The sequence below is a fragment of the Rhodococcus sp. SJ-3 genome (assembly GCF_051918125.1).
Lineage (GTDB): Bacteria > Actinomycetota > Actinomycetes > Mycobacteriales > Mycobacteriaceae > Rhodococcus.
Window position 1 is genome coordinate 5,324,448 of the sequence record NZ_CM123306.1, and the last position, 15,603, is coordinate 5,340,050.

Consider the following 15,603-nt stretch of genomic DNA (forward strand, 5'->3'; position numbering starts at 1 on the left):
GGCGTGCGCCGTCAGTTCCCGATGCGGGCGCTGTCCTCGATGTTCGCCAGCCGCACCTGCCCCTGTGAGACGACACGCTCCTTCTCGTCGGTGATCACCACCCGCCACAGCTGCTGAGTGCGGCCACGGTGGATGGGGGTGCCGACGGCGGTGAGGATGCCTTCGCGGGTGGCCCGCAGGAAATCGGTGTTGTTGTTGACGCCGACGACGTTGCCGCGCTCACCGAACCAGGTGGCGCCGCCCATGCTCGCGATCGTCTCGATCACCGCGCAGTACACCCCGCCGTGCACGATGCCGTAGGGCTGATGCTGATCGGGGCTCACCGTCCACTGCGCCCGCACGACGTCGGCGGTCACTTCCAGGAACTCGAGCCCGAGTGCGGTCCCGAAGCCGGCGCGGTTGAAGGTGGTGATCTCTTCGAGGGTGGCGGCGGCGGGATCCGGAAGGGAGTGATCGGTCATGTCTAAGCGTGCTCCTGCTCGATCGGGGCCGGCCGGGTCGCCGGTTGCCGTCGAACGATGGTAGGGCATGGAGGTTTTCGCCTGCCGGTGCGGCAACCATCCGAGCGGTCCGAACGTAGCGGCGGGCCTCGCGTGGTGATCGCGAGGCCCGCCGTCGGGATGGACCGGGAGTCGCTGCAGCCCTCAGGACTCCGGCACGGTCCGGTGTTGCACGCCCCCAACTATAGGGAAGCCTGACCTAATCCCACAAGGCCTCGCACCGGGTGGCCCGCGGCAACGAACGCGTCGAGCAGTTGCTGGCCGCGTCGCGCCGCGTCGCGCCGGGAGGCGCCACCGAGGACGGGCAGTTGCGATGCGCCGGTGACGATCGTGCGTCCGACCATCGCCCAGAAGCGCGGGCCGTCGAGCGGGGCGCATCGCTGCACGGCCTCGTGCACCGCGGTCAGGGCCGTCACCGCGCGATGGGCAGTCCACACCGCCAGGGCCTGCTCGCACGGCAGCACCACGACCCCGCGCTCGGCGGCGGCCCGGTCTCCGGGGAGTACGCGCAGGGTGTCGTCGGCGACACCGGCCCAGTCGATGCAGCCGTCACTGTCTTGATGCAGCCAGAGATTGTCGAGCCCGGGATCCCACGCGCGCCCTTCGAGAGCGAGTGGTGCCAGGACCCGGCCGACCACGGCGTGAATGAGGGCGGCAGCGACCTGCTCTGCGGCGATGCGCGGTTCGTCGACGTCCTCGAGGGAGCGTCGGTAGAGCAGTTCGACGCGTTCGGTGCGTTCCGCACTGCCGAGACTCCACCAGCGGCGCTTGGGCTCTTCGTCGATACAGGCCACGGCGTAGACGCGGGGAGATCCCGCGGCAAGGGCCCGCAGGCGGGTGCGGGTGTCCTCGAATGCGCGGATGCTCCGGTCGTCGAACGTGGGGACCGGAGCGGTGGTGGTCGGTGGCAGCAGCAGAGTCGTCATCCGACACCTCTCTTGTCGACAGGAACCCAGCGGTTTGCTTAGGTAAGGCTAACCATTACATTCGAGGTGGGGATTGCGCAACCCGCCGCACCGAACCAACACCCACCGAGCGGACCCGCCCCGTGACAGACCGAAATAGGATTCCGTAACCTAACCTCCAAACCCAGCCGAGCACGCCGTCACGAGGAGCGCACCACGCACGTGGCCATCATTCGACCCCCCTCCCCCACACTCACGGCCACAGAACCCACGACCACCGAGTGCACCGAACCGCCCACCACGGCCCGGCGCGTCGTCGCGGAACTGCTGGATCTCGCGCTCCTCGCAATCCCCCTCGCGATCGGCGCACTACTGGTCGACACCCTCGCCGACGCCAACGGCGGCGGACAGACCGACCGCGTCGTCTTCGGCGGCGCCGCACTGGCCGCCGCCCTCGGGGTGCTGCTGTGGAACCGGGGCCACCGGGAAGGCCGCACCGGCGCAAGCCTCGGCAAAGCCTGGACCGACCTGATCACCCGCGACCCGGACACCGGCGCTCCCGTCGGCCCCCGCCGCGCCCTGCTGCGCCGCCGCACCGAGGTCGTCATGGCCCGCACCGCCGCCGACGACGGTTTCACGCCGCTGCCCGCGGACACCAGCGTCGCCGGGATCCGCCGCCGACGACTTCTGGGACTGCTCGCGCTCGCCGTGATGCTCGTGCTGGTCCTGCTCGCCAGCGTCGCCATCGGCGCACGACCGATGACCTTCACCGAAGTGTTCCACGCGTTGTTCGTCAACGACGGCGCCGAAACCGACGTGATCATCCACTCCCTGCGCATCCCCCGCACCCTGCTCGGACTGCTCGTCGGCATCGCCCTGGGCGTAGCAGGCGCCCTCATCCAAGGCCACACCCGCAACCCGCTCGCCGACGCCGGGCTACTGGGCATCAACGCAGGCGCCGCACTGTTCGTCGTACTCTCGATCTACCTGCTCGGCACCAGCACCCCCGCCGAATACCTGTGGTTCGCGTTCGCCGGATCCCTGTTCGCCAGCGTCATCGTGTTCGGGTTCTCCTCCATCGGCAACGGCGGCTCGAGCCCCCTGAGCCTGGCCCTCGCCGGCGCCGCCGTCGCCTTCTTCCTCCAGGCCATGATTCAAACCGTCGTCCTGCTCGACCAGACCAGCCTCGACGGCTACCGCTTCTGGGTCGTCGGATCCGTCGCCGGCCGCGGCATGGACGTGCTCTGGCAGGTCCTGCCGTTCATCGTCGTCGGCCTCCTCATCGCCCTCGCGAGCACCCCGGGCCTCAACGTGCTCAGCCTCGGTGAGGACGTCGCCCGATCCCTGGGCACCAACATCGCACTCACCCGCGTCATCGGCATCGCCGTGATCACCATCCTCACCGGCGCCGCCACCGCGGCGTGCGGGCCCATCGCGTTCGTCGGCCTGATCGTCCCGCACATCGCCCGCGCCGTCACCGGCCCCGACTACCGCTGGCTCGTTCCCTACGCAGGCCTGCTCGGCGGCGTGCTCCTCGTCCTCGCCGACGTCATCGGCCGCATCGTGGTGCGCCCCGGCGAACTCCAGGTCGGCATCGTGCTCGCCCTGGTCGGCGCCCCGTTCTTCATTGCCCTCGTCCGCCGCCGGAAGCTGGTGTCGCTGTGACCGACCTGACGAAGATCGACCCCGCGGCGCCCTCCACCACCGGCCGAGAACGCCGCCGCCACACCCCCGTCCAGCGCTCCACCGCCGTCCCCGCCCGCCCCGCCTTCCGCCTCGGCCGCTTCTCCGTCGTATGGCGCGGACGCCCGGTGCTGGTGTGCCTCCTGCTCGCCGTCGCCGCATTCCTGCTCCTGTGCATCGGACTCGGTCGCGGCGACTACCCCATGTCCGTCCCCCAAGTCCTCGAAGTTCTCTTCGGCGGCGGCGAACGACTCGACCGGTTCATCGTGTTCGACCTGCGACTCCCCCGCGGCATCGGCGCCCTCGTCGTCGGCGCGGCTCTCGCCGTCTCCGGAGCCATCACCCAGTCGTTGTCCCGCAACGCCCTGGCCAGCCCCGACATCCTCGGCATCACCGCCGGCGCCAGCGCCGCTGCCGTCGCCCTGATCGTCGTCACCAGCGGCGGCACCATCGTCGGAGTCCTCGCAGCCCTCGGCCTGCCCCTGGCCGCCCTCGCCGGCGGTCTGCTCACGGCCACCGTGATCTACCTGCTCGCCTGGAAGAACGGCGTCGACGGATTCCGGCTCGTGCTCATCGGCATCGGCGCCAACGCCATGCTGATCGGCCTGACCAACTGGATGCTCGTCTCCGCCGACATCAACGACGTCTCCCGCGCCCAGGTCTGGCTCACGGGCTCCCTCAACGGGATCAGCTGGAGTCAGGTCATCCCCGCGGGCATCGCCCTCGCCGTCATCGGCACCTGGACGATCATCGCCTCGTTCACCATCGGCGCCCTCCGCCTCGGCGACGACACCGCCCGCTCCCTCGGGATCCGCCTGCAATCGCAGCAAGGCATGCTCCTCGTCGCCGCCTGCGCGCTCGCCGCCATCGCCACCGCCGCCGCCGGACCCATCGGCTTCGTCGCACTCGCCGCACCCCAGGTCGCGCTCCGCCTCGTCCGCTCCGCCGGACCCCCGATCATCGCCTCCGCGCTGACCGGCGCCGTACTCGTCGTCGGCGCCGACATCATCGCCCGCACCATCCTGCCGGTCTCCCTGCCGGTCGGCCTCGTAACCTCCGCGCTCGGCGGCCCGTTCCTGCTGTACCTGCTCGTGCGCTCCAACCGGAAGGTGTCCGTGTGACCCCCACCCAGCCCCTCGACACACACCGCCTCGACACACACCGCCTCGACACACACGCCGACGGCGCCACCGACCTCACCGGCTCACGACTCATCGCCGAACATCTCGCACTCGGCTACGGAGACCGTCTCATCGTCGACGACCTCGACCTCGAGATCCCCACCGGCGTGATCACCACCATCATCGGCCCCAACGGCTGCGGCAAATCCACACTGCTGCGTGCACTGAGTCGTCTCCTCAAACCTCGCAGCGGACACGTCGTGCTCGACGGCCGCAAGATCACCACGATGCGCACCCGCGACGTGGCCCGAGTCCTCGGCATGCTCCCCCAAGCACCCACCGCCCCCGAAGGACTGACCGTCGCCGACCTCGTCGCCCGCGGCCGCCACCCCCACCAGTCGTGGATGCGGCAATGGTCCGGCGACGACGAGGACGTCGTATCCACCGCACTCGCCCGCACCGGCATCGCCGACCTCGCCGACCGCCCCGTCGACGAACTCTCCGGTGGCCAACGCCAACGCGCCTGGATCTCGATGGCCCTCGCGCAAGGCACCGACATCCTGCTGCTCGACGAACCCACCACCTACCTCGACCTCGCACACTCCATCGAGGTCCTCGACCTCGTCGATCAACTCCACAGCGAACTCGGCCGCACCGTGGTGATGGTGCTCCACGACCTCAACCTCGCCGTCCGCTACAGCGACCACCTCGTCGTCATGCGCGACGGCAAGGTCATCGCCTCCGGCCCTCCCACCGAAGTCATCTCCGTCGAACTGCTCCGCGACGTGTTCGGACTCGACGCCTCTGTCATCAGCGACCCGGTCTCCGGCCGACCCCTGATCGTGCCCATCGGCACCCGCCACGTCTACGGCACGGTCGGCGGCGACACCCCGCCCGAATAGCTACGACCCTAGGTAGTACGCACAAATGTCGGAGACTCCGTAGAATCACGGTATGGCAGCACTAGGCGAACTCGAGCGAGCAGTGATGGACCACCTGTGGTCCTCCACCGAACCCCAAACCGTGCGACAGGTCCACGAAGGCCTCTCCGCCCAACGCTCCCTCGCATACACCACCGTCATGACTGTCCTTCAACGCCTCGCGAAGAAGAACCTCGTCATCCAGCAACGCGATGACCGCGCCCACCGCTACCTCCCGGTACACGGCCGCGACGAACTCGTCGCAGGCCTCATGGTCGACGCCCTCGACCAGGCCGACGAAACCGCCGGACGCACCGCCGCCCTCGTCCACTTCGTCGGCCGCGTCGGCGCCGACGAAGCAGCCGCACTGCGCGCCGCCCTCGCCGAACTCGAAGCCCAACACAGCACCGACCGGTCCCCCGGACGCGCAAGCTGACACACTCGACTACATGAATGCGACCACAGCGCTCGTATTCGGCATACTTGCGCTTCTCCTCGCGGGCCCGGTGCCCGGGCTCCTCGCCCGCGCCACCTGGCCACACCGCAACCCACGAGCCGCCCTCGTCCTGTGGCAGGCCGTCGCTCTCGCCGCCGTGCTCTCCGCATTCAGCTCCGGGCTCGCCATCGCCGCGCTCCTGCTGGTCCCCGGCGAAGACGGCCGCCCCACCACCGGCCCCCTCGAAGAAATCGACGCGCTCGGACTACCCCTGTGGCTGACCTACGTCGTCGTCTTCATGCTCACCCTGCTCATCGGCGGCCGCCTGATCTACTCGATCCTGCGCGTCGGGGTCCGCACCCGCCGCCGCCGCGCCCGCCACCGCATGCTCGTCGACCTCCTCGACCGCCGCGACAACCCCTCCGCCGTCCGCACCCTCCCCCACGTACGGATCCTCGACAGCGCCGACCCCATCGCCTACTGCCTACCCGGCATCCGGCACCGCGTCGTCCTCTCCGAAGGCACCCTCGACAACCTCGACGACGACGAACTCAGCGCCGTCCTGCGCCACGAACACTCCCACCTGCGCGCCCGCCACGACCTGATCCTCGAAGCATTCACCGCCGTCTACGAAGCGTTCCCCCGATGGGTTCGCTCCGGCTCCGCCCTCGGCTCCGTGCAACTCCTCGTCGAAATGCTCGCCGACGACTCCGCCGTCCGCCGCACCGGCCCCGCCCCCCTGGCCCGTGCCCTCATCACCTGCGCCGATGCCCGCACCCCCACCGGCGCCCTCGCCGTCGGCGGCCCCTCCACCCTGCTGCGAGTACAGCGACTCGCCGCCCCCGGCCCCGACCTGACCATCTCCGCGTGCGCCTACATAGCCGCCGCCGCGATCCTCGTCATCCCCACCGTCGCCGTCGCCGTCCCCTGGCTCACCGAACTGACCCGCCTGTTCACCCACTGACACACCTCGTACCCGTTCGATTTCGATCGCGCCCCATTTCGGGGGAAGCTGTACCCATGACCGTCGAACGCACCGAGACCCCCCTCGCCCAGATCGGCGTGACCGGCCTGGCCGTCATGGGGTCCAACATCGCCCGGAACTTCGCCCGCCACGGCTACACCGTCGCCCTGCACAACCGCAGCATCGCCAAAACCGACGCCCTGCTCGCCGAACACAGCAGCGACGGCACCTTCGTCCGCACCGAAACGATCGACGACTTCGTCGCCGCCCTGGAAAAACCCCGCCGCGTCCTGATCATGGTCAAGGCCGGCGACGCCACCGACGCCGTCATCGAAGAACTCGCCGACGCCATGGAACCGGGCGACATCATCATCGACGGCGGCAACGCCCTCTACACCGACACCATCCGCCGCGAAGCCGCCCTGCGCGAACGCGGCCTGCACTTCGTCGGCGCAGGCATCTCCGGCGGCGAAGAAGGCGCCCTCAACGGACCGTCCATCATGCCCGGCGGCCCCGCCGAGTCCTACGCCGCACTCGGCCCCCTCCTCGAAGCCGTCTCCGCCAAGGTCGACGGCACCCCCTGCTGCACCCACGTCGGCCCCGACGGCGCCGGACACTTCGTCAAGATGGTGCACAACGGCATCGAATACGCCGACATGCAGCTCATCGGCGAGGCCTATCACCTGCTGCGCGACGCACTGGGCTACGACGCGGCGAAGATCGCCGACGTATTCGCCGACTGGAACACCGGCACCCTCGAGTCATATCTCATCGAAATCACCGCCGAAGTGCTCCGCCAGACCGACGCCACCACCGGAAAACCCCTCGTCGACGTCATCGTCGACGCCGCCGAACAGAAAGGCACCGGCCGCTGGACCGTCAAAGCGGCCCTCGACCTCGGCATCCCCGTCACCGGCATCGCCGAAGCCGTCTTCGCCCGCGCACTGTCCGGCTCCCGCACCCAACGTGCCGCAGCCCGCAACCTGGCCACCGGCACCCTCGGCGCCGCACCCACCGACGCCGCCCAGTTCACCGAAGACATCCGCGCCGCCCTCTACGCCTCCAAGATCGTCGCCTATGCCCAGGGCTTCGACCAGATCGCGGCAGGCAGCGCCGAATACGGCTGGAACATCGACCGCGCTGCCATGGCCACCATCTGGCGCGGCGGCTGCATCATCCGCGCCCAGTTCCTCAACCGCATCAAAGAGGCCTACGACGCCGATCAGGAACTGCCCAGCCTGATCCTCGCCCCATACTTCCGCGACGCGATCGAAGCCGGCATCGACAGCTGGCGACGCGTCGTGGTCACCGCCACCACCCTCGGCATCCCCATCCCCGCCTTCGGCTCCTCCCTGTCCTACTACGACGGACTGCGCGCCGAACGTCTCCCCGCCGCACTCACCCAAGGCCAACGCGACTACTTCGGGGCACACACCTACGAGCGCACCGACAAGCCCGGCAAGTTCCACACCCTGTGGAGCGGCGACCACAGCGAAGTCCAGGCCTGACCCGCCCCCGACCATGACCGGCACCGCGGCAGCATCCGTGACGTGCGCACTTGCCGCCGCGTTGCTGGTCGCTGTCAGCATGGTCGCCCAGCAACGCACCGCCGCCGCCGTTCCCACCTCCGGCCCACTCGTCGGCACTCTCATCCGCAGCCCCCGCTGGTGGGCGGCGTTGGCCGTGGACGGCGGCGGCTACACCCTCCAAGTTCTCGCCCTCGCGCTCGGCACCGTCCTGATCGTGCAACCCCTGCTCGTCTCGTCGCTGCTGTTCGCCATCCCCATCTCCGCCTACTACACAGGACGACGACCCGACCACCGCACCCTCCTGCTCGCCGCGGCCCTGTGCATCGCGTTGGCCATGTTCCTGATCGCCGGCAATCCCACCGCGGGAAACATCGACGCTGCCGCCACCCGATGGGCACTGCCTCTCACGATCACCCTGACCGTCGCCGCCTGCGCCGCCGCACTCGGCGCCGCCCCCGGGACGCCGAGACGCCGCGCCATGCTGCTCGGTACCGCCGCAGGCATCCTCTACGGCGTCGCGGCGGCCCTCACCAAACATGTCACCGACCTGATCGAACACGGCCTACCCACCGTTCTCGGTTCGTGGCAGGTCTGGACCGTGATCACCGCCGGACTCACCGGCATGTACCTGCAGCAACGCGCCTTCCAAGCCGGGCCGCTCACAGCCTCCCTCCCCACACTGACGATCGCCGAACCGCTCGCCGCCGCGGCCCTCGGCATGACCGTGCTCGGCGAACACCTCGACACCGACGGCCTCGGCCTCATCGCCACCGCCATCGCGGTCGCAGTCATGGCCGTAACCACGCTCGCGCTCGCCCGCACCGTCACCACACCGGTGACCGACGAGACCGCAACGATCAAACCCACTCGGTCCTGATCAGTTCCCCGACCGCGACAACACCGCAACCAAGAAATCCGAATCCTCCGCGAACGGGCGCAGATCCCATGTCGACAGCAACAGCTCCGGAGTGAGCCCTCCGGCTGCGGCATCAGCAAGGAACTCCGCGAAGTCGTAGTCGCGGCCCGCACCGAACCCCACCACCGCACGCCCCGACGGCGCCAGATGCCGCGCGAACCCAGCCAACGTCGCCCGACGCGTCGCCGGTGCCAAGAACGTCATCACATTGCCCGCACACACGATCGCATCGAATTCCGCCGACACACCACGACTCGGAAGATCCAACTCGGCCAGATCGCCGACCAGCCACGTCGGGCCCGGATAATCCTCCTCGGCCGCCGCAATCAACACCGGGTCGACATCGACCCCCACCACGACATGCCCCACCCCGTGCAGATAGCCACCCAACCGGCCCGGACCACACCCCGCATCAAGCACCCGCGCACCCCGCGTCAACATCGCGTCGATCAACCGGGCCTCGCCCACGATGTCCTCACCCTGTGCCGCCATCGTGCGGAAACGCTCGACATACCAAGTCGAATGCGACGGATCCGCGGCGGTGATGTCCTCCCACTGGCTTCGAATGCGCTCGGCCAACGTCCCACCTCCTCGATCGGGCCGCCCACTGCGAGCCACGTACGCCCCACCCTATGCACTGCACCGCAGCACGAGACAGCCCACGACCCCCGAATTATAATGACCACTTTCACCACACCGTCCGGGACCAGACCATCCATCCCGGGCCGGACGAGAGGAACACGGTGCCCGCGGCACCCACTATCGGCACGCCCCCGGCCGAATCCGCCGCCACCCCGGAGCGGCACTGATGTCCGTCGCCCTGTCCATCCTCAGCCTCCTCGGCTTCGTCGCACTCACCGCAGGCACCGCACTGTTCGTCGCTGCCGAGTTCTCCCTGACCGCCCTCGAACGCAGCACCGTCGAAGCACACGCCCGGGACGGCGACACCCGCGCCCGCCAGGTACAACACGCCCACAGCACTCTCTCGTTCCAGCTGTCCGGTGCCCAACTCGGCATCACCATCACCACCCTGATCACCGGCTACCTCGCCGAACCCGTCCTCGCCCGCTTCCTCGACCCCGTATTCGGTGCCATCGGGCTGTCCGAGAACACTGCGAGCACCCTGTCCCTGATCGTCGCGCTCGTCCTCGCAACGTCGTTCTCCATGATCTTCGGTGAACTCGTCCCGAAGAACATCGCCATCTCCCGGCCCCTGGCCACCGCCCGCACCACCGCCGGCCTCCAAGCCGGCTTCTCGCTGGTCTTCCGCTGGGCCATCAACGGCCTCAACGGCACCGCCAACCGCATCGTGCGACGCTTGGGCATCGAACCCGCCGAAGAATTGCGCTCAGCACGCTCCCCTCAGGAACTCGGCTCTCTCGTACGCGCCTCCGCTGAAGGCGGTGTCCTCGACGAATCCACAGCCCGCCTCGTCGACCGTTCGCTGCGCTTCGGTGAACGCACTGCCGAAGACCTCATGACCCCGCGCGTGACCGTCGAATGCCTCGATCACCGCGACACCGTCCTCGACCTGATCGAACTGTCCTCACGCACCGGATACTCCCGATTCCCGGTGATCGATGCCGATCTCGACTCCACGCTCGGCGTTGTCCATGTCAAACACGCGTTCACCGTCACCGCCGACCGACGCGGCACCACCGCAGTCCGGGATCTCGCCCGAAGAGTGCCGATCGTGCCGTCGACCCTCGACGGCGACACCGTCATGGAACGCGTCCGCGCCGACGGAATGCAGGTCGCCCTCGTCGCCGACGAATACGGCGGCACCGCCGGGATCGTCACCATGGAAGACCTCGTCGAGGAGATCATCGGAGACGTCCGGGACGAACACGACCAACCACAACCCGCCGCCCTGCCATTCGACAAGGGGTGGGCGTGTTCCGGGCTCCTGCGCATCGACGAGGTCACACGACTGACCGGCTACCGTGCTCCCGACGGCGACTACGAGACGATCGGCGGACTCATCCTCACCGAACTCGGTCGTATCCCCCAGGTTCACGACGAGATTCCGCTCCCCGCCCGCGACCGCGACGAGTCCCCCTGGCTCGCCCGCGTCCTCGAGATGGACGGACACCGCATCGACCGTCTCTTGCTGACCCCCACCGGCCACGACGATCCGGGTCAGGAGCAGCCATGAACGACCTGCTCGCCGTCGCCCTGACCATACTTCTCCTCGCCGGGAACGCCTTCTTCGTCGGCGCCGAATTCTCCCTCATCACCGCCCGGCGCGACCGACTCGAAGCGCTTCATGCCCAAGGCAAGAAGCGTGCCCACACCGTCATCACCGCCGGCGAACACCTCTCCCTCATGCTCGCCGGCTCCCAACTCGGCATCACGATCTGCTCGATCCTCCTCGGTCGCGTCGGCGAACCCGCCATCGCTCACCTCATCGAGAGCCCACTCCACCTGATCGGCCTCCCCGCCCCACTCTTGCACCCCATCGCGTTCGCCGTCTCGATCACGCTCGTGGTGACACTGCACATCCTGCTCGGCGAGATGGTGCCCAAGAACATCGCGATCGCCGGGCCCGAACGCACCGCCATGCTCCTCGTCCCGATCCACCTGCAGTTCATGCGCCCCGCCCGCCCCCTGATCGCCTTCTACAACTGGTGCGCCAACATCACGTTGCGACTGGCACGTATCGAGCCCAAAGACGAACTCGACGCGACCGTCACCGCAGGTGAACTGACCGAGATGATCGGTGAATCACGATCCGAAGGCCTGATCGACGAAGAAGAACACCGCCGCCTGACCCACGCACTGAACACCGGAGGACGCACCGTCTCCGACGTCCTCATCCCCGTCGACGATGTCCGTACCGTGCCCGCCACCACTGCCGGTGTCGCCCTCGGCGCCATCGAACTGGCCGTCACCACCACCGGGTTCTCGCGCTATCCCACGCGCACTGCCGCCGGCGACTACACCGGATACCTCCACGTCAAGGACATCCTCGACCTCGTCCACGACCACACTGCAGGCCCCGACACCGTGATTCCACCAGGCACCATCCGACCGCTCCCGCCGCTCCCGCTCGACACCGCACTCGACGATGCCCTGTCCCAGCTCCGCCGCGCCCGCTCCCACCTCGCCTGCGTAGTCGACCACACCGGCGCCACGCTCGGCATCGTCGCCCTCGAAGACCTGGTCGAAGAATTCGTCGGCACGGTCCGCGACGCCACCCACCGCATCACCGATCCCACTCCCGGGAAACGCACAGGAGGCACACCCGAGTGACCGAGACCCCGACCGCCCACCGCGAGGTGATCCTCACCGAGAGCCAATGGACCGCGCGCCGCGACCGACATCGACACGAGGTCGACGAGTTGCTCGCCGCGTATCTGCGCCGGCGCGCGGCGCACGAGAAACATCCCGTTCACGATTTCCTGTTCACGTATTACAGTCACCGGCCCGCTCAGCTGCGGCGGTGGCACCCCGGATTCGGCACCGTTCTGCTCGGGGCGGGTCGCGAATACCGAAACCATCCCGCCTACGAGCGGGTCGTCATCGACGGCACGCCCGGGGTCCGGGTGAGCTCCGACACCCTCGAGCGTCGGTCCGGCACCGTCGAGTTCGTGACCGATCTGCTGACTCGCACTGGTTCGAGGTCCGCTCAGCTCGGCTGTTTCGGGCTCCACGAATGGGCGATGGTGTACCGCACGAGCAGTGACGATGTGCGGCATTCGGCGGTGCCGCTGCGGCTCGGTCACGCCGGAACGGATGCGGTGGTGGAATCAATGCAGCTGCGCTGCAGTCATTATGACGCCTATCGGTTCTTCACCCCGGAAGCCGCGCCTCGCAACTTCGAACCCCTCACCCGCGACACCCAACTCGATCGCGAGCAACCCGGGTGTCTACATGCGGGGATGGATCTCTACAAGTGGTGTTACAAGCTCTCCCCCTTGGTGGATTCGGACCTGCTGTTGCGTTGTTTCCGGCACGCCGCCGTGGCACGCGAACTCGACATGAGGGCGAGCCCGTATGATCTGGGCGACTACGGCTACTCGCCCATCACGATCGAGACTGCCGCCGGACGCGCACAGTACGTCCGCGAGCAGTCGGCGCTCACCTCTCGCGCCGCGGACCTGCGACAGGACCTGCTCGAACGATGCACCGCCCTGCGCGCGCGCCGAACCGACGTACGCCCCTAGCTACCGGCGGGTAACATAATTGGTGAATTTTCGTGCGGCTCCCGGAACGCAACAACACCGGGCGCACAGCAACCGGAAAGAGTGAGGGTAATGACTGAACGCGTGACCGTCGGCGGACTGCAGATCGCCAAGGTGCTCTACGACTTCGTCAACAACGAGGCGCTCCCCGGCACCGGAGTGGACGCCGAGGCGTTCTGGACCGGCGCCGACAAGATCGTCGAAGAGCTCGCCCCCAAGAACCGCGACCTGCTCGCCAAGCGCGACGACCTTCAGGCCAAGATCGATACCTGGCACCGCGACCGCGCCGGAACGCCCCACGACGCAGCCGCCTACAAGGCCTTCCTCGAAGAAATCGGTTACCTCGTCCCCGTGCCCGCGCCCTTCGAGGTCACCACCGCCGGAGTCGACAGCGAGATCACCTCCACCGCAGGCCCGCAGCTCGTGGTGCCGATCCTCAACGCCCGCTTCGCGCTCAACGCCTCCAATGCCCGGTGGGGTTCGCTCTACGACGCGCTGTACGGCACCGACGCCATTTCCGAAGAGGGCGGCGCGGAGAAGACCGCAGGCTACAACAAGGTCCGAGGCGACAAGGTCATCGCCTGGGCACGCGACTTCCTCGACAAGGCCGCACCTCTCGCCTCAGGCAGTCATGCCGACTCGACGAACTACATCATCGACGGCACCGCACTGAAGGTCACGCTCGCTGACGGCACCGTCACCGAACTCGCACAACCCGACAAGCTCGTCGGCTATCTCGGCGAACCGAGCGCCCCCACCTCGATACTGCTGCGCAACCACGGCCTGCACATCGACATCCAGATCGATGCGGATTCTCCCATCGGCGGCACTGACGCCGCCGGAGTCAAGGACGTCGTCCTCGAATCGGCCGTCACCACGATCATGGACTTCGAGGACTCCGTGGCCGCCGTCGACGCCGACGACAAGACCCTCGGCTACCGAAACTGGCTCGGACTCAACCGCGGCGATCTGACCGAGTCGTTCGACAAGGGCGGCAAGACCCTCACCCGCACCCTCAACGCCAACCGCGTCTATACCGGTATCGACGGCAACGACCTCGAATTGCATGGCCGCTCCCTGCTGTTCGTGCGCAACGTCGGCCACCTCATGACCACCCCCGCCATCCTCGACTCAGACGGCAACGAAATCCCCGAAGGCATCCTCGACGCCCTGATCACCAGCCTCTGTGCCGTCCATGGTCTGCATACCGACGACGCACACGGCGCCCTGGCCAACAGCCGCACCGGCTCGATCTACATCGTCAAGCCCAAGCAGCACGGCCCCGAGGAATCCGCCTTCACCACCGAACTGTTCGGCCGCGTCGAACAGGTGCTCGGCCTTCCTGCCAACACCCTCAAGGTCGGCATCATGGACGAGGAGCGCCGCACCACCGTCAACCTCGCCGCCTGCATCGAGGCCGCCTCCGAGCGCGTCGTGTTCATCAACACCGGCTTCCTCGATCGCACCGGCGACGAAATCCACACCTCCATGGAGGCCGGCGCCGTCGTGCGCAAGGCGGCCATGAAGCAGCAGAAGTGGATCGCCGCGTACGAGGACTGGAACGTCGACACCGGACTTGCCGCCGGGCTGCAGGGCAAGGCACAGATCGGCAAGGGCATGTGGGCCATGACCGACCTCATGGCCGACATGCTCGTGCAGAAGATCGGCCAGCCCAAAGCCGGCGCCAACACCGCGTGGGTCCCGTCCCCGACCGGCGCCACCCTGCACGCCACCCACTACCACGAGGTCGACGTCTTCGCAGTGCAGGACGCATTGAAGGGCGCGCCCCGCGCCACCGTCGACGACATCCTCACTATCCCGCTCGCCGAGAGCACCGACTGGTCCGACGCCGAGAAACGCGAAGAACTCGACAACAACTGCCAGTCCATCCTCGGTTATGTGGTCCGTTGGATCGACGCCGGTGTCGGCTGCTCCAAGGTTCCCGACATCCACGACGTCGCACTGATGGAAGACCGCGCGACGCTGCGCATCTCGAGCCAGCTCCTCGCGAACTGGATCCGCCACGGTGTCGTCACCGAAGATGACGTCGTCGCCGCCCTCGAGCGGATGGCTCCGGTCGTCGACCGTCAGAACGAAGGCGATGCCACCTACCGGAACATGGCGCCGAACTTCGACACCAACATCGCCTTCCAGGCCGCGAAGGAACTGATCCTCGAAGGTGGCACGCAGCCCAGCGGCTACACCGAGCCGATCCTGCACCGTCGCCGCCGGGAGTACAAGGCCGCAGGCGCCTGACCCCGGCACCCCCAAGGAGGAGCGATGGGCCCCGATCCGCGTGGATCGGGGCCCATCGTCACACCACCGGGGCAGGCATGGACCGGCACCCTCGACACCTCACTAGACTGCTGGGGCCCGACCACAACGAAACGAGGCGAGAAACCAAGTGGCTCGACATCGCGGATCCGGTGGAACACGTGGAGTCAG

General features: G+C 68.1%; 14 protein-coding genes. 11 read left to right on the plus strand and 3 right to left on the minus strand.

Annotated elements, in window-relative coordinates; genetic code table 11:
• Nucleotides 1-11: 11 nt before the first annotated feature.
• The gene (locus tag ACTDXD_RS24730) at nucleotides 12-461 is read right to left on the minus strand and encodes a PaaI family thioesterase (RefSeq protein ID WP_440124813.1); all 450 of its coding nucleotides are present in this window, start codon (nucleotides 459-461) and stop codon (nucleotides 12-14) included.
• A 221-nt stretch (nucleotides 462-682) separates the two neighbouring features.
• Entirely contained in the window at nucleotides 683-1,426 is a 744-nt protein-coding gene (locus ACTDXD_RS24735; RefSeq protein WP_440124814.1) for a hypothetical protein, read from the minus strand.
• Nucleotides 1,427-1,636: 210 nt separating this feature from the next.
• Between ACTDXD_RS24735 and ACTDXD_RS24740 the strand changes: the two genes are divergently transcribed.
• The 7 genes from ACTDXD_RS24740 to ACTDXD_RS24770 all read left to right on the plus strand — a co-directional run bounded on the left by ACTDXD_RS24740 (nucleotide 1,637) and on the right by ACTDXD_RS24770 (nucleotide 8,935).
• A complete protein-coding gene (locus tag ACTDXD_RS24740; RefSeq protein ID WP_440127782.1) occupies nucleotides 1,637-3,070 on the plus strand; it encodes a FecCD family ABC transporter permease in 1,434 nt (477 codons plus the stop codon).
• 5 nt (nucleotides 3,071-3,075) lie between these two features.
• On the plus strand, nucleotides 3,076-4,209 hold the full coding sequence (locus tag ACTDXD_RS24745; protein ID WP_440127783.1) for a FecCD family ABC transporter permease: 1,134 nt from the start codon (nucleotides 3,076-3,078) through the stop codon (nucleotides 4,207-4,209).
• A 92-nt stretch (nucleotides 4,210-4,301) separates the two neighbouring features.
• The gene (locus ACTDXD_RS24750; protein ID WP_440127784.1) at nucleotides 4,302-5,111 is read left to right on the plus strand and encodes an ABC transporter ATP-binding protein; all 810 of its coding nucleotides are present in this window, start codon (nucleotides 4,302-4,304) and stop codon (nucleotides 5,109-5,111) included.
• Between the two features lie 52 nt (nucleotides 5,112-5,163).
• Nucleotides 5,164-5,565, plus strand: coding sequence for a BlaI/MecI/CopY family transcriptional regulator (locus ACTDXD_RS24755; protein ID WP_169690176.1), 402 nt, complete (start codon nucleotides 5,164-5,166; stop codon nucleotides 5,563-5,565).
• A gap of 13 nt (nucleotides 5,566-5,578) precedes the next feature.
• Complete coding sequence (locus ACTDXD_RS24760) at nucleotides 5,579-6,529, plus strand: M56 family metallopeptidase (protein WP_440124815.1); 951 nt, start codon at nucleotides 5,579-5,581, stop codon at nucleotides 6,527-6,529.
• 56 nt (nucleotides 6,530-6,585) lie between these two features.
• Nucleotides 6,586-8,037: an NADP-dependent phosphogluconate dehydrogenase gene (gndA, locus tag ACTDXD_RS24765; protein WP_440124816.1), complete on the plus strand. Its 1,452-nt coding sequence runs from the start codon at nucleotides 6,586-6,588 to the stop codon at nucleotides 8,035-8,037.
• Between the two features lie 13 nt (nucleotides 8,038-8,050).
• Entirely contained in the window at nucleotides 8,051-8,935 is an 885-nt protein-coding gene (locus ACTDXD_RS24770) for a DMT family transporter (protein WP_440124817.1), read from the plus strand.
• On the opposite strand, the gene ACTDXD_RS24775 is transcribed toward ACTDXD_RS24770, so the two are convergent.
• Nucleotides 8,936-9,592: a class I SAM-dependent methyltransferase gene (locus ACTDXD_RS24775; RefSeq protein ID WP_440124818.1), complete on the minus strand. Its 657-nt coding sequence runs from the start codon at nucleotides 9,590-9,592 to the stop codon at nucleotides 8,936-8,938.
• Between the two features lie 190 nt (nucleotides 9,593-9,782).
• On the opposite strand from ACTDXD_RS24775, the gene ACTDXD_RS24780 reads away from it, so the two are divergent.
• The 4 genes from ACTDXD_RS24780 (at nucleotide 9,783) to ACTDXD_RS24795 (ending at nucleotide 15,414) form a co-directional block, all read left to right on the plus strand.
• Entirely contained in the window at nucleotides 9,783-11,129 is a 1,347-nt protein-coding gene (locus ACTDXD_RS24780) for a hemolysin family protein (RefSeq protein WP_440124819.1), read from the plus strand.
• Complete coding sequence (locus ACTDXD_RS24785) at nucleotides 11,126-12,226, plus strand: hemolysin family protein (RefSeq protein ID WP_440124820.1); 1,101 nt, start codon at nucleotides 11,126-11,128, stop codon at nucleotides 12,224-12,226. Before ACTDXD_RS24780 ends, ACTDXD_RS24785 begins: the two co-directional genes overlap by 4 nt.
• Nucleotides 12,223-13,140, plus strand: a complete 918-nt coding sequence (locus ACTDXD_RS24790) for a 3-methyladenine DNA glycosylase (protein ID WP_440124821.1) — start codon at nucleotides 12,223-12,225, stop codon at nucleotides 13,138-13,140. The genes ACTDXD_RS24785 and ACTDXD_RS24790 overlap by 4 nt, the downstream gene beginning before the upstream one ends.
• A 90-nt stretch (nucleotides 13,141-13,230) precedes the next feature.
• Entirely contained in the window at nucleotides 13,231-15,414 is a 2,184-nt protein-coding gene (locus ACTDXD_RS24795) for a malate synthase G (protein ID WP_440124822.1), read from the plus strand.
• The last annotated feature ends 189 nt before the right edge of the window (nucleotides 15,415-15,603 follow it).